Raw genomic sequence first — 16613 nt, 5'->3', positions numbered from 1 at the left:
GCAATTCTCCTCAGGCCGGAACCGACGCGTGATGCTCGCGGCGGTGCGCCGCTTCACTGTGCTGGCTCTCGCCGTGCATCTCCGCCAGGCGAGTGATGAACTCATCGACAAACACGCGCATGTCGGCGCTCACTTCCTTGTTGCGCGTGATCAGGCGGTTGTAGCCAAACAGCGCGGGGATCGCGACGAACAGGCCCATGGCCGTGGCCAGCAACGCGGCGGCCATACCGGGGGCAATGGCGTTGATGTTCACGTCACCGGCCATGGCCGTGCCGAGGAACACCACCATAATCCCCAGCACAGTGCCGAGCAGGCCGATGTACGGGCCACCGGCGATGGCGTTGGACAGGGTCGAGAGTTTGGCGCTGAGCGCCTGGTTTTCGCGGGTGCGCACGCCGTCCATGGAGCAGCGGATGGCTTCGATGGTCGCCGCCGACACCGACGAGGTATCGGCGCCCTGGGCGCGGCGGGTGCGAATCTCCTTGACGGCCACCAGGTACAGGCGCCACAGCGAGGAATGCGTCAGGCGCTCACCCAACTGGGCGTCATCGGCGTACATCTCCAGGCGCGTGCCGATCTGGGCGAAATGCTCGCGGAACACCTCGTTGGCAGCGCTCACGCGGCTGACCTGGCGGTTCTTGCGCAGCATGATGAACCACGACTGCACCATCATTGCCACCAGCACCAGGATGATCACCCAAGCATCCACCGGCACGGCGTTGAGCAAAAAGCCCAGGCTGCCGAAGCCCATGCCCGACTGTTCCTCATCCACCCCATAAGCCACCAGTTTCGACTCGGCGCCCTGAGCATTTGCGTCGGCCAGCAACAACGCGGCCGGGCGGGCCACTTTGGACAAGCGCAACTCATCCATGGCCCCGGCGAATGGCTGGTGTGTGCTGCTCGCTTGGGGCAGGTCGGCGCCCACGGCAAGTTGCGAATTGAACGCCGGCATTGCCACGCCAAGGTTGGCGGTTTCGCGGCCGTTGACATACAACGCGACTTTTTCACCTTCAGCGGTAAACGCCAGGTGCTGCCATTGGCCGGGGTTCAGCGGTTGGGTCGATACGGCGCGCTGGCCGTCGATCTCGATAAACGGCATGCCTTGGTTCAGCCCCAGCAACAGGCTATGGGCGCCATCGCGACGCGCCAGAACGATCTGCTCGCCACTGGCCTGGTCCAGGCGCAGCCAGGCACTGAAGGTGAACGCGCCGCCGGCGGCGTGTTGCAGCGACGGGCTGGCCGGCAACAGCAGCGGCTCACCGGCGAACTGCAAGGCGCGGCCGATTACGCCGTCGATGCTTGTGCCGGTGGCGTTCAGCGCGGTGTTGGCGTAAGCCGTGGTATCGCGTGGCGGCGTCGCATTGGCACCGTCAAAGTGGTACAGCGCGGTGTAATTGGGGTCGAAGGTCAGCTGGCCGTTGGCGGTGGCCGGTGCCTTCTGGTTGCCGTAATACATCCACAGGTCCTGGCGCTGTCCGCCTTCGACCTTGGGCACATCCACCCAGATCAGCGCCATGCCCATCAGCGGGTCGAAGCTCTCGATCTGGTGATTGAACACGGTCTTGTCATCGGCGCTGACAAAACGCAGGTCGGCGCCGTCGTCCTTGATCCCGTCAAAGCTGAAATTGCCGGTGTGCAGGCGCACCAGCAGCGCAGTGCGGCCCAGGGCCTGGCTGATCGCGGCGCCTTGGGCGGTGGTGTCTACCGAAATCTGCTTGCGGTAGTGCCAGTCATCCTGCCACCAGGCATGGGCGGTGGCCGGGAGCGCGAAGCCCAGGCAGATCAACAGGCTCAGAAATAGGCGTTGCATGGGTGAAGTCTCCGGAAGAAAAAGTCAGAAAGTCGCCTGCACACTGAAGTGCAGCCGCGAGTCCTGTTTCTGGGTGTTCGGTCCATCGAGCAGCGGGTAGCCCCAATCCAGGCTGCCGGATAACCATTTGCTCAAACTGGCGCGGGTGCCCAGGCCGACACTGGCCAGGCTGTATTCATCTTCTTGCTCGGGCAGCGGGTCGTGCAGGCGCAGGCGCGCGCCTTCGGCGAACGCATAGAAACGCCACTCCTGCACATAGCTGCCGAGAAGCTTGGCCAGGGACGGCGTGCGCAGCTCCTGGGACAGCAGCACGCCCTCATCGCCGGTGCGTTCCGCCGCCAGGTAGCCGCGCACCGAGGTGGCGCCACCGGCCGAGTACTGCTCGTTGGATACCAGCGGCCCCGAGGCCAGTTGGAAGCCGGCCTTGGACGCCGACTGCCAATCGTTGGCGAAGGTGTAGCTGTAGGTGAGGTCGCCCTTGAGCACGGCGAAACTGGCGCTGGCCTTGTAGCGCTTGTAGTCGAACTCTTCGGCGTCGCTGCCATAGCCAAAGAAGGCGCGGGTGCCGACGATCAGGTTCAGGCCCAGGCCCAATTGGGATTGTTCGGTGTAGCGATAGCCGTTGTAGCCCAGGGTGAACGGCGCGTATTTGAGCGGCACCTGATCGCTGCTGGACCCGAATTTCATCTGCTCGTCGAAGTCTTTGAAGTCGATACCGAACGAGAAGGAATTGGCCCAGTTACCGGCGGCCGGCAGGCTGTAGATCGCCGACACCCCATAGGAATGGCCCTTGCCCAACACGTTGCTGCCGCCGATGGTGGCGATGTTGCTGTCGGACTGGTAACCGGAGAACTGCAAGGTCCAGCGCTCGTCCAGCGGCGCGCTGTAGGAGCCGGACCAGACCTTGGCGTTCGAGGTGTCCTCGGGCGCGGTGAAATAGGTCAGGGAAATGCTGTGGCCCAGTTGCCACAGGTTGTCGTAGCCCAGGGTTGCGACCGAGCGCAGTTCCTTGGTGTCGGCGCTGTAGTCGTTGTTCAGGCCAAGGCTGGCGTGCCAGGGGTTCTGGTCTTCGACCTGCAAATCCACGTCCATGGTGCCGGGGCGCTGGCCTTCGCGCACCAGCGGCGTGACCTGGCGCCCGGCACTGCGGTTGAGCCCGGCCAACTGGGTTTGCACGCTGGCGAAGTCCGGCACGGCGCCCTCCTCCAGGCCCGGCACTTGCTCGCGGATCTCCACCGGCGAGTAATGTTTGGCGCCCACCACGCGCACCCGGCCGACCTTGGTTTCACTGACCTGCAGGTAGACGATTCCGTCATCGACCTTCTGCTCCGGCAGCTCGACAAACACCGACTGGTAGCCGCGCGCCTGGTAGATCTTCTGCAGCGCATCGCGGGCGCCTTCGATATCGTCGAGGGTCTTTTGCGGCCCCAGGAACGGGTACACCGCCTCTTCGATGGTTGCCGCATCGAGCACGGTATTGCCGCGCACGAAGTACTCGTTGACGTCGACCCTGCGTGCCGGCTCCTGCGCCTGCGCCGGCAGGGCCATGGCCCCAAGCGTCAAGCAGCACAGCGCCAGCGCTGATTTGAACAGATGCTCCACACCGCCCCCTGACTTGCTGATTTTTTGCGCCGTCATTGCTACGGCGTTCGGCCGGCTCAATTGCTGGCGATCGAGGTGTTGCCGTGACGTGCCAGCCAGGTGTGCAGCAGGCGAAGTTCAACGAGAACTCCGGCATGTGCAGCAAGGCGCCACAGAACACGTCACCGATGATTTTCTGGATGAGTTGCACCGCACGCGGGTTGCTCAGCAGCGTGGCGATGTCGCGGGTCAGCACGTGAATGCTCCAGACCTTGTGGTTCAGGTCCAGGCCGACGAACCAGCGGAACAACAGGTTGTAATTGAGCTGCTCATGCAGTTGCTGCTCGCTGGGCACCGAGTACAGCAGTTGCAGCAGCAATATCTGCAACACGGTCTGCGGCGCGATCAACATCGAGGGCTCGGCCACCAGCCACTCACGGTGCTGTTCGAGCACCTCGTCGATCCGCGGGCGCAGCAACACCAGGGAATGGCCGGCGGGGATGTAGCTGGAGACTTCCTTCAAGGCACCTTGCCAATCGTCCTGGGACACGATCCACACCCAGGGCGCGCCATAGCGATAGACCGACACCGGCTTCTTGCGCGCCGCTTCGACGATCTTCGACAGGCGCTGGTCGAGCTCCTGCATGCCCACTTTCGAATAACGTTCCATAGTTCCCATTGCCCCACTCCTGGCGTACAGCCGGCGCCTTGAACAACACCGTGCTGGTGTTCTTGAGCGCGTTACACAGGAGAGACGGGAGTGGCCATGGGCTACCGAACTTTTGTCATGAAAGGTTCATTCGGAATTGGGAGGGGGGCATTTTTTGGGCTGGATTGGGTACAACGCCGTGCAAAAAAACGGGGCGATCAGTGATCGCCCCCAAGGTACAACGAGAGGTCTGGGCACCGCCCTACAAGGTAATCTGCTTGCGCTCCTCATCCGTCAAACGCGCCCGCGCCTGTTCGCTCAATGGCCCCGCGCCCAGCACCTGCACCGGGCTGTTGGGGTTGTACGCCGAGGTTTTCTGCTGTTCCTGCGGCTCACGGGGCACCGGTTCGGTGCCAAACCCCAGCACCTCCACGGTCACGATCGAAGCCCGGCCCTGCTTGGCCGCCGCCTGCTGGCTGCGCGCCGCGTCTTCGGCCGCCTGGGACGCCGCCGCCCCCGCCGCGCTGGCCGAACTCATGGCGCCGGCGTTCACCGTCGCTGTCGCCGGCACGCCCGACGACTTGCCCTGGGTCTGGATATTCGCCGCGTTCACCACGCGCAAGGCCGCGATGTTGACGTTCCCGCTCACTCGAATCCCCGCCTCGCCCGCATCGATCGTGCCCAATGGCGCGATCAGGTCGATATCCCCCGCCGGTACTTCCGGGATCGGGTTGAGCGTGGCGATCCCGGCACCGGTGCTCGGCACCGACGGCGATAGGCTCACGTTGCCCCAGTTGTCATAGACGCGCTTGGGCGGTGTGTACACCACGGTGGTCTTGGAGCCGCGCCCGGCGTTGATGTCGCCGGCGCTGGTCCAGCCCATGATCGAGCCGCCGAAGGTGGTCATGATGCGGCTTTGGCCAAGCAGGATGCTGCCCAGGGAGTACAGCTGGATATCCCCCGCGCCCTGCGTGATCACACCCGCCGTCGACGGTGGTGCCGCGCCTTCGATGCCGAAGGTCTGGCGGCCGCCGGGGGTGAGCATCTGGATCGAACCACCGAAGTTGGTGTGCACGCCTGCGCCGCCGAACATCGTGATATCGCCCTTGTAGGTGATCGGGTTGCCGGCCACATCCGTCTCGGGGAACAACCCTGGCAATCGCGCTACGGCCGCGCACGTAGCTGCCCTGGCGCACACTGCCGTCCTGGTTGTACTCACGGCCGGCGGCCTTGAGTTCGGCGAAGTACACGTCGCGGGCGAAGATCCGTTGTTGCTCGCCAGGCAGTGCGGCGTAGTAGGCACGGGCCTGTTCGCTGTCGCCGCCGAAGCCGAAGCGTTCGGTGAGCCAGGCCACCAGCTCACTCTCATAGGTCTTGGCGACTTTGCCGCCCTGCAACGACTCACCCGGTTGCGCCAGGTTGGCGGGGTTCAGGTAGGCCTCGACGAAGCGGCGGTAATCCGGGCCGTTGGGGCCCATGCCGGCTTGCATGACGATGCTTGCGCCAGGGCGGCTGTCGCCGGCCGCCACAGCCCCCAGGCTGTTCACCGCAACTTTGTCTTCCATCTGGATGTTGCGCCCCGCCGTCAGTTCCAACGTGCCGGGGCCGGCGACATTGAAGCTGCTGTAGAGGATGTCGCGGCCGGCGCTGGCGATGGAGATATCGGTGGGGCTGTTGTGCACGAAGAGGTTGCCGGCGTAGGTGTATTCACCCGTGGTGTTATTACCGCCATTGGCACCGCTGAGTGGCGTACCGCTGCTGACGATGTCGCGACCGGCCAGCATCCAGACCGGACCGGCACCCTCGTAGTAAGTCTGCCCAAAACGCGGGTCCTGGAAGGCGGGTCTAGTCAGGGTGATTACACGCCCGCTATTGACACCCAGCAGGTCCCCGCTCAGCGCATAGAAACGTGCAGGCTCCAGGGCGTCGCCCCAGGCCATGCTGGCGGTGTTGGGGCCAAAGGCAAACAGCGGCGACACCCTGAAGGTGGCAATGCTGGCGTCGCTTGCCAGATTACCGCTGCCGTTTACCGCGATCTGATTGGTGAGGAAGCCTAGAAACGCCGGGCGCAAAATCGTCGCCAGGCTTTGCGCGGCTGCGCTGGAGCGGCTGATGGGCAGGTCGCCGCCGTAGATCGAGTCGCCGGCGAGCAGTTCCAGTTGCCCGTTGGCCGACGGCGCCAGCACCATGGCCCCGAGCGGCGGCACGGTGCTTGGGTCACCGTACGATGCGCGACCGTAGTACAGGCTGCCGCTGGCGGCGACGGCGCGCAACGTGGCGGGATAGACGGCTGCCATGTCGGTGTCCAGCGTCTGGGTCAGGGGCGTGAGGTTGCCCCCGGCGGAAAACAGGTCCACCGCCGTACGGTCGGTCCACAGGCTGAACCAGCTGTGTCCAATCCCGTTGACGCCAGCGTTCGCGTAGGCCAACGCGTTGACTTGCGGCGCGCGGCCCGGGTCGGCGACATCCTGCAGCACCAGGTCACCGCGGGTGGCCAGGCTGAAGGTAGCGTCACCCGGCAACAGGCTCAAACCACCCGCTGCCCTGGCGGACGTGGAGCGCAGCGGGTCGTAGGCGCGCACCTCGCTCGGGCTCTGGTAGCCGGGCTGGTCACCATACAGCAGCGTCAGACTACCGAGGGCGCCGCCAGTGAGTTGTACATGCCCTCGCGTGTTCACCAGGACGCCATTGAGGTGGTCTCGGTTGATCTGGCTGACCGGGTTGAGCGCCCCGCCGACCCGCAGGTTCAGATCGCCGCCGCCGGTCAGTTGGACGCTGCCATCGGTGGCAACGCGGCCGGTGCCGCCGACGGCCAGGACCAGGCCTTGGCTGCGGGGGCTGACGTTCTGCGGCTGCGACGACGCGTTGAGAATCCCCGCATCGCCGCCCACATCAACGTTAAGGTTGCCTCCTCCCAGGGTGCCGAAGCCCGTGAACCCAACCATCTGGTCCGCGCTCGGGTAGGCCATGCCGGGCACGTAGGTACCAAAGTTGACCCACCACGCGGTGGCCTGCGCCTGGTTGCCACTGAGGCCGTTGCCCTGACGCCACAGCCAGTTGCCGACGTTGGCTGAATCCTGGCCCAGGTCGCTGGGTACCGGACGACCGACGCCGTTCAGCGCCGGGCTGGTGATATTGCCGGTCAGGTTGCCGCCCACTTTAAGCAGCAAGTTGCCGCCCGTATCCGGGTACCAGGCACGGTACAGGCTGGCGGTGTCTGCGTTGACCAGCTTTTCGTTGCCCCCGGCGTTAGCCAATACCTTGCCATTGCTGCCCAGGGCTCGCTTGAGGTTATACGGATCGTTGGCCGAGGTGCCGGTGGACGAGCTGCCCGCCGTGTATACGCCAAACAGCGACTCCATGCTCAGGTTGCCGGCGGCCAGCAGGTCAAGGTCTGCCGCGCCGGTGCGGACTACGCTGAAGCGAGTGCTGCCGCCCACCAGCAGCGTGTAGGCATCACCACTGATAACGCAGTATTCCGGGAGGTCGTCACATAGCCCTGGGTATTGTATTGCGTCGAAATCAATGGGTTGGCCTACCATGCTGTCATCGCCGAACCACCCCAAGGAGCCCTCCTCGGTCCAGACCTGGGCTCCCTTGCCGAACGCCCCGTAGTGACTGTCCGCCAATCGCAGATTGCCGCTTACCGGATGCGGCTGCAGCAGGCGACTGTCCGCCGCCTCGGTATCGGCCCCCGCGACCAGGCGTATCGACCATGACTGCGAGCCTTCCTCCAACATCGGTGCAATCGCCCAGTTCTTGCCCTGGCGACCGGCGTCGGCCACACGCAACTGCACCGACTCCACGCCACCGGGTAATTTCACGTCAGTGCCCGACGGCAACAGCGCGCCACGGGGCAACACTTTGCTGGCGGCCAGGGTCATGCTGGTGACCAAGGGCACGCCCTTGGGCCAGATCAGGCTGTCAACACTGGCTGAAGTGCTCAACAGGCTGCCAGCCTCCAGGACACTGCCACTGGCGAGGGTCTGGTCCTGAGCCAGCAAGGTGCCCGCCGCGAACAGCACAGTGCCCGAGGCATCCCGAACAGCCGCCGCCAACACCGTGCCCGCCGGGAGTACCAACGATTGGTTGAGCGTGGCCGCCACGGGCAAACGGGTACCCGCCGGCAGAAACAGCGGGTTGGTCAGTACATCGAAATTAAGCGCAGCGCCCGCGGGGAACACGGTGCCCACCTCCAGGGTCACGCCGCTGCCCGGTACCACCACGGTGCCACCGGTGTGGTCGATACCGGCGCGCAGCACCCAGCCATTGTCATCGTCGGTGGCCGGTGGCGCGGCAAAGCCATCGTTGATGCTGCCGTAGATATTCAGGGTCACCGCCGGCGCGCAGGGTCAGGCTGCCGGACTCGGTCTTGGCCGTTGATTTGAGGCTGGCGTAGCGATAGCTGGAGAGGTCCAGATCGCCCTGCACCACCAGGTCGCCGTCCGCGGTTTTGCTGACGATCTCGACGCCGGGGCGCAGGTGGAACACGTCGCCGTAGGTCGCGTTGTTCAAGCCGGCGAGCTTGCGCAGCAAGTTACCGTTAACGCGTGCGGCGTCGATAAATTGCGTATTCGATGGATCGACGACGTCCCTGAGGTAGTCCTGGTCGATCACCTGGTACGGGCGCCCCTCTGGCGTTTCATCGGTTCTGGTCGGGGCATCGTCGTAGGTTCTCATGCCGTTGAGCGCAATCGAACGCGCCCCTTGGATAGTCAACACCCCACCGGCGTCGATGGCGACGTCATTGTTGCCCACGCGCGGCGCGTTGAGTTCCAGCGTGCCACGGCTGCGCCCGTCGTTGCCGGTCGTGGCAGCGGTGCCATGGCGCAGGTCGATGCGCGCGCCATTGGCCAGGGTCAGTTGGCCCTGGCCAGAGCTGAGGACCACGATGGCGCGGTTGGGCGAATCGATGATCTTGCCGTAGCTGTCCACGCGCAGTTGTGCGCCATGGGCGTCCAGCACGGCGCCGCCGTCGAGGCTCAGGCCATTTTTCGCGGCCAGGTTGATGCTGCCGACGCGCTCGCCACTGGCATCCACCAGGCCGGTCACGCGCAGGCTGCCGTTGTCGATCGAGACGTTGACGCTGTTGGCCTTGACGTCACTGCCGATGGTCAGGTCGCCCTGCTTGAGCTGGAAGCTGCGCGCACCATAGACCTGGCCCTGGTTGAGGCGCTGGTTGAGCGCGGCGAACTGGTCGCTGAGGGTGCCATTGCCGCCCAGGCGCTGGGCCTGGATTTCCACCGCGCCGGCGAGGTACGGCACCAGGGTGCCACCGGCATCGTAGCCACCGCTGCTGCCGGCGATGATCTTGCCCGCCAGGTCGACGATCCCCGCTGCGCCGTCCACCGCCACCGCGCGCAACCTGCCCGCCTGGTTGTGCTGCGCCGACAGGTCGATGGTCGAGCCCGCGGCCTGGCTTACATTGCCTGTGCGGCTTTCCAGCAACACCTCGCCGCCTGCGCTGTATTTGGTCAGGTCGTTGAAGGGAATGGCCCGACCGGCCACATCAATCGAGGCGGTATCGGTGAGCACCACATCGCCACGGGCACCCAGGGTCACTTTGCCGCTGGGCATCACCACGGCACTGGCCAGGCGCAGGCTGTCACCCTGCAACGCCAACTCACCGCCGATACCGTTTACCTTGCCCACCGCGCCGGCCGAGGCGCTGACATTTATTGCGCCACCGGCGGTAATACGGTTGACCGAACCGGCCTCCCCGGTCATCAGCGGCGTGAGGATATTCAGATTGCCGCCGCTGTAGGCAAAGCCCTTGATCGGGTCAAACGCGCCCTGGCTCTGGTACACCGAGAGGCTGCCTTTGTGGTTGGCGGTGATGCGCTCGCCGGCATTGAGGTTGACGTTGGCAAAACCCAGGGCGAGGCGATCGAAGGTTTTAGTGGTGCTCGCCTGGGCAAATCCCCCATAGCCGAACTCGATGCGTTCGGCATTGATGTCCAGGCGCCCGCTGCCGCTGCCGGCACCACCGGTCACCGCCGCCGCAGGCGGTGCCTCGGCACCCTGCCAGATCAGGTTGGCGGTGTGGATGGCGGCCACGTCGTTGGCACCGCCAGAACCGTAGATCGCCGGCGTGGAGAGCATCAGGTTGCTCAGCAGCGACTTGCCGGTCACCGCGTCGTAGGTGTCCAGGGTGGTGGTGCCGTAGAAGTTGAAACTGTCGCGCGCCGACAGTTGCAGGGTTTCCAGGGCCGGGGCGCCGAATTGGGTGTCGCCGCGCAGCAAGCGTTCCAACACCTGCTGGTTGAGGGTCATGCCCACCGGCAGCCGGTTACCGGCGGCCGCGGCGGCCAGGGCTTCGGGGCTGCCGACGTTGATGCTGGACACCCCCAGGTTCAGGTGGCGGGTGCCATAGCGCACCTCATCCCCCATCTGCAGGGTGCTGTCGGTCAAGGTAACGATGCTGCCTTCGGAATACAGGGCCGTCTGGCCGCTGCAGGGCGCGCGGGTTGCACACGCCTAACTGAATGCCCCCACTGATGACTCCGCCGGGTGACCGCGCGGCGACGACGTTGAGCAAACCGTTGGACACCGCCAGCATGTTCGCCACGTTGTAGACAAAACCGTCACGCGCGTCATAACTGGCCTTGCCGCGACCAATGGTGTTGATCGAGGCACCCTGCTCAACGACGATGCGCCCGGTGCCGCTCAGCAACAGCACTTCCGGCGCAGCCAGGTTGGCCCCATCGCGCAGCACAATGGAGCTGTTACTGCCGTTGGCGATGTTGATGTAGTTGCCGGCCTGGCCGTAATTGACCAACGTCATCCCACCGATCACCAGGCGTGAAGCGCCCAAGGCATTCAAACTTTGGGCCTGCACGCTGATCCCGTCAAAACCACTGCTGGCGTCTTGGCCCGCCGCCACGATTTCGATGTCCCGGCCCACCCCTGCGCTTGCGTTGGTCAGCGCCACGGTGCCGCCGTAACCGCCGTCAGCGGCCTCGAAGCGACCGGTGCCCTGGAACGAAAACGCCTGCGCACCGGCTCCCGCACGCAACGTCAGTTTCAACGTCTTGGCATCCACCGGCAGCAAGGCACGGGGCACGCCAAGCCTGGCCGCATCGGCCACGGCGAACTGGGCGTAACCGGTTTCGTTGTACTGGGAGTAACGGCGCAAGGTATCGGCGGAGGTCAGGATCACCTGGCTCGCCAGGCTGTTGACGATGCCCGTATTGGCGATGGACAGGCGCCCGGCGGTGGCCCATGAGCCATTGCGCATCTGTTGGGTTGCACCTTCGCCACCAGGCCCGGCCAGGCCATTGATTTCTACCCGAAACGCGCCCGGCATCAAGGCGTAGGTGGACGGCATCAGCGTATAGGTGCCCGCCGCCAGCCCGGGCACGCCGGCACCAATGGTGATTTGCTGGCCCATCAGCGGGTCGACCGCGCCGCCTTCCGGCGCCACCGGTGCATAGCCCGGTTGCACACCCGGCACAATCGCGTAGATCGGGTTGGTGCCAAGGCCCGGCAGCACAAAACCGCCGGTTGCGCCGAACTGCACCAAGGGGGTCAGGCGCGCATCGGTGGAACCGCCACGCCCGGAAATGAACCCGGCCCCGAGCAATTCACCACCGCCGGATAAATCCACCGTAGCGCCCGGCTGGACCGCCACCGATTGCCCACCCAATACCATCCCTATATACAAGCCACCGCCGTTATCCGTTGCGCCCTGGCCAACGAATGTGACTTTCTTGCCGTTATACAGATAGACCTGACCATCTACCGTGCCGCCGTAAGGCAACACCAGGCCCTTGCCGCTCACGGAGGTCAGGCTGCCCGGCAACAGTTCAACCTTGCCCGAATTCAACACGCCGATTTCGATCAGCCCCAGCGGCGCACGCACCACGCCGCCTTGGCGAATATTCGCGCTGCCCAGTTGCAGGCGGCCGAAGGCCGAGTACGGCACAGCCGCTGTGGCGTCACCGATGCGTTCGATGCTCAAGGTGCGCGTCGGGTCAAAGCCCGAGTTGCCGTTCAAATACCCCGCCAGGACCCGCGCCCCGACCTCGGTCGCAGGGTACAGCTGCGCGGCGCGCAGGGTCATGTCGCCGCTGGTCGCCAGTTGCGTGCTGATGCCCTGAGAGATCACGTTCGCATCGGCACCGGCCAGAAAGCGCAGGTCGCCTTGGCTGGTCAGTCGTACGTCGTCGAACCCGCGACGCTCGACCGCGACCAGCGCGTCATTCGTCTGCGGCACGTTGCTCTTGTTGCCGAACACCACATTGCCGCGCACATCAATCACGTTGGCGCTGGCGCTGAACTGTGCCGTCGTTGCCAGCGGCGACGGGTTGGGCAGCAGCGGCACCGCACGCACGTAGGCCTCTTTACCACTTTGCGCAGGCGCGAGGATGCCGGCCAGTTGCAGGTAAGGTGCCGACAGCGTGACCCGCGAGTTGGCCGCAGCCCCTTCACTGAGGTTGTAGCTGGCGCTGTACAACCGCAGGCTCTGGCCCATGTTCAACGACACGTCGCCGTCGAAACTCAGCAAGCCGTTGCTGAGCAGCGCCAGGTTGTCGAAACCGCCGGCGGTAATCTGGTCGACACCGAGACGGCCATGGCCGTATTCCAGGCTGGCGGCGGTCGGTAAGACGCTGGTCTGATGGGTCTGGCTGAGCACCAGCTCGCGCACCTTGAGCACCCGGTCGTTCGCGCCGTTTTTCGCGTAGTAGGGGCTTTCCAGCGCCAGCGACAAGCTGCCGCCCGCCGCACCGGCGCCACCGGCGCGGGCCACAAAACTGCCGTCCAGGTACAGGCCATTGTTGGACGCAAAGCTGATGCTGCCGCCATTGCTGGCCACCGGCACACGGCCCTGGCCGGGAACATCCAGCATCGCCTGGGCCCCGGACGCGTCCAGGCGCGCGCCCTCGCGGACCACCACAAACACATCGCCGGCACTGGCAATGCCGGTGGCGAGGTTGATATCGCCGCCGATGCTGATCTTGCCGCCATTGAGGACCTGGCCGTACACGTTGCCCCGATGACTCACCGCCGTGACCGCTCGCGCGGCGACGTCGATCAGCGCCTGTTCACCCACCCAGATCGAGCGTTCATGGCCGGCGGCAATCGGCTGTTCCCAGGCCGGCGGCGTCACATTCAGGCCGCCCAGGCTGACGCTGCCGCCCCAGGCATTCAGGCTGCCGTTGACGGTCAACTGGCCGACGCTGCGCAGGTTGATGCCCTGGCCGGGGTCGACATTGATCACCGCGCCCCGGCCCACGGTCAGGGCGGTGCTCGCCAGTTGTGCGGCGGCGGAATCCCTGGAGCCGGCCGTCAGCGTCAGGCTGGCACCGCGACGCTGGGTCAGCACGCCTTGGGTCGGGTTTTCCTGGTAGAGCGTCGGTGTCCAGCGCTCCAGTGCCGTGGCAGGCTCGCTGCCACTTGGCGTCAGCGCTGTCTGCCGGCCCAGACGGTAGACCGGCGCATTCACGTCCACCTGGGTGCCGTCGGTGACGAGCAACCCCTCGTTGCCGGTGATGTCGTAGGCCGAGAAGCCCTTGTTGAAGAAGTCGCCGGTCAATTGCAGCGTGTCGGTAGCGGGTGCATCGGCGCTGTTGCCGATCTGCACCTTGCGCGCCTGCAACGCCAGGGTACCGCCACCGTTGACGCCATAACCGCGAATCTCGCCGTCCACGGCCAACGCGCCCCACGCCCCCAGGGTCACATCGCCGCCTTTGCCGCCGCTGAGCTGGCCGTCCACGCCCAGGGTGGCCCCGGAAGACACATCCACCGCACTGCCCGCCGCCAGGTCCACGTTGCCGAAGCTGCGCAGCGAGACCTTGCCACCGTTCACATACGCCACGCCGTCGCGGCGGTTGGGCTCCAGCAGCACATTATTCCAACGCCCGGTCGCGTCCAGCTTCACACCTGCGGCCACATCGACATGCCCGCCGCCCGCCAGGATCACATCGCCGACGGTATTGCCCGAATTGAGGTTGACCTGGTTGAGAATATTGCCCGCATTGATGCTGCCGCCATGGGCCGTGAGGTTGGCGTTGAGGTTGACCTGGGGCCCGAACAGCGTGATATCGCCGCCGTCCGCCACGTTGAGCGCGCCGTTGACACTGATCTGCTGCTTGGCCCCAACCTTGATCGCGCCCAACCGGTAGCCGTTGAGTTGGTCACTGTCGAGCACCATCTTGCCCTGGCGATCCGCTGGCAGCGCGGTGGTGAGGTCCAGGCCGTCGGCGATTTTCTGCGTGTTGCCGGCGATCAGCACCTCGTCGGCAGTGCCGGTCAGCGCATAACGCAGGGTGCCGGTGGCCTTGTTGTAGACCGGCGTGTACCCGCCAATGATCAACTGCGCGCGCTGGGCCATAGCCTTTTGCGACTGTTGGTAACCGTCGAGGTTGATGTTCGGTGCCTGGGTCTGGCGATCGCCCTGGAACACATCGCTGACCACCTGGCCTTCGAGCACCGCGCCCGTCGTGCCGACTACCAGCTTGCCGGCATCGCGGCCCACCGTGTAGCCGCTCTCGTAACGGCGTTGCTTGGCGATCAATGGGTTGTAGTAGTAATCGGTCTGGCCCCAGCGGGTACTGGTGTCTTCATAGCCCTTGTAAAGCCCGGAATACAGAAGGTCGCCCGGCGCGTTGGACAGCTCATACAGGCGCCCGTCCGGGCCCTTGAGCCAGGTCTGTTGGATGTAACCGGCCTGCACGTCTACGGTGCCGCCCGACAGGTTGAGCTGCGCGCCCTTTTGCGTCACCACTTCCTTGCCGGTGAAGGTCAGGGTACCGCCCTGGGCCATCCATTCGCCCACCGAGTGGCCTTGGGTGCCGAGGTAGCCGCCGACTTCCAGCAAGCCGCCGGCGGTGTACCAACGGTCCGTGGCGTAGCCGTTGGTCCCGGCCGGTACAAATACCAGGTCGCGCAGGTCGACCCACACGTCGTTGTTGATCAGTTTGCCGTCGTCGCGGTTGACCGGCGCATCGCGCTGCTCGTTGCCCTGCACGTTGATCTTGATGTTGTTGGCTTCCATCGACACCTTGACGCCCACCGCGCCGGACACGTCGATCAGCGCCCCATCGCGCACGAGGCTGCGCCCTGCGGCACTGACGGCGACCTGCCCGCCGGTGGCCAGGGTGATCGAGCCTTTGTGGAAATCCACGGTGCCGCCGCTGACGATCTCGATGCGCGACTGATCGCTGCGGTCGGCCACGGCGCTGAGGTTGTTGGAACCGCCCGGTGGCCAGGTTGGCGGGCATGCCGTCGAAGTTGACCAGGCCGTTGCTCTTCTGGCTGTTCAGCGCGGTGCTGGCGCTGCTGTCCAGCAGGATCGCGGTGGTGCTGCCCTCGCCCAGGGTCACACTGCCCGTGGTGTCGGTGGAGGAATTGAGCAAGTGGATTGTGCCGCGAGTGTCCACCGAGGTGCTGGCCAGGGCCACGCCGTTTTGCTGCACCTGGTGCCCGGTCAGGGTGATGTCACCGGTGGAGGCCATGATCAGCCCGTTGTTGCTGACCTGGCCGGCACTGCTGCCGGCCTTGAGGCTGGTCGCCACTTCATTGCCGCGCGTGGTGGAGCGGTCGTTGCCGGTGGTGCCGACGCCCTTGCGGATGTAAAAACTGTCACCGGCGGCCAGGGTGGTCTGGCCCTTGGCGGTGATGATGGTACCGGCGTTGTCCACTTCCGACCCCAGCAGCAAGGCATAACCGCCCGCATCCGTCGAAGTGGCCGGGCTGTGGGTCTGGATCAGCGCACCGCGCTGCACCTGGACCTTGCCCGTCGCATCGGTGAAGGTCGGCTGCGTGCCGGTCGCATCCACGTAAACACCGCGTTGGGTGAATTGCTCATCGGTGATATTCGCAGCGGCGGCAACGAGGTTGCGCACGTTGACCTGGCTGGTGCCGCCGAACACCACGCCGTTACGGTTCATGATCATCACCGTGCCGGCGCCGTTGATCTGGCCCTGGATCTCGCTCGGCCGAGCATCGGGGTCGTTGACGCGGTTGAGCACGGCCCAACTGGCCTGCTGCTGGAAATCCACCGTGGTGTTGCGCCCGACGTTAAAGGTTTCCCAGTTGAGGATCGCCTTGTCGGCGGTCTGCTCGATGGTCACCGTGGTCTTGCCGCCGGCCTGGCTTTGGGTCGGGCCCTTGGCGTTGGTCCAGCCCTGCGTGAGGCTGTTATCCACCTGCAGGCCACCTTTGCCGAGGCCATCGGGAATCGTCGAGACCTGGCCGAACGCCGCCTGACGCCCCGCCGCTTGCGCCGCCTGCTGCGCGGCAATCGCCGCGACGCTGGTGTTCAAGGTGCTGATGGAACGCGCCAACTGCTGGTTGGCCCGTGCCTGCTGGTTCAGCGAAGGAACCCCCGGCACCTGCCCGGCACTGATCCGCGCCGCCGTCGCCGCCTGAGTCGCGCCTTTCTCGGCAAACCAACTGGAACTGAACGCCGTGGCCGCGTGGGCATTGCCGGCCACCATCAACAAGGCAATCGCCTGGGCCAGGGGCTTGAGGCGCAGCACGGGTTCTGGGGCTTTCAGGTTAACCGGTGATTGGCAGCGGACCATCGGGGATCTTCCTTCTTTGTTATCACGCAGGGAGCACGACAGGCTC

General features: G+C 65.3%; 2 protein-coding genes and 2 pseudogenes. All 4 read right to left on the bottom strand.

From position 1 onward, the window contains the following. Positions 1 to 10: 10 nt before the first annotated feature. Positions 11 to 1810, bottom strand: a complete 1800-nt coding sequence (locus tag AB4O25_RS02745; RefSeq protein ID WP_460150431.1) for a DUF2341 domain-containing protein — start codon at positions 1808 to 1810, stop codon at positions 11 to 13. Between the two features lie 24 nt (positions 1811 to 1834). After that, positions 1835 to 3412 (bottom strand): ShlB/FhaC/HecB family hemolysin secretion/activation protein, encoded by a 1578-nt coding sequence (locus tag AB4O25_RS02740; protein ID WP_065877940.1) that lies wholly within the window; start codon positions 3410 to 3412, stop codon positions 1835 to 1837. Between the two features lie 261 nt (positions 3413 to 3673). Further along, a pseudogene (locus AB4O25_RS02735) lies at positions 3674 to 3770 on the bottom strand (transposase); the annotation flags it as partial. Positions 3771 to 4302: 532 nt separating this feature from the next. Then, positions 4303 to 16567: pseudogene (locus tag AB4O25_RS02730) on the bottom strand (filamentous haemagglutinin family protein). Between the last annotated feature and the right edge of the window lie 46 nt (positions 16568 to 16613).

The sequence above is a fragment of the Pseudomonas sp. S3_A03 genome, from assembly GCF_054668275.1.
Note: the sequence above shows the minus strand (reverse complement) of the source record. Positions and strands in the feature narration are given on the sequence as shown.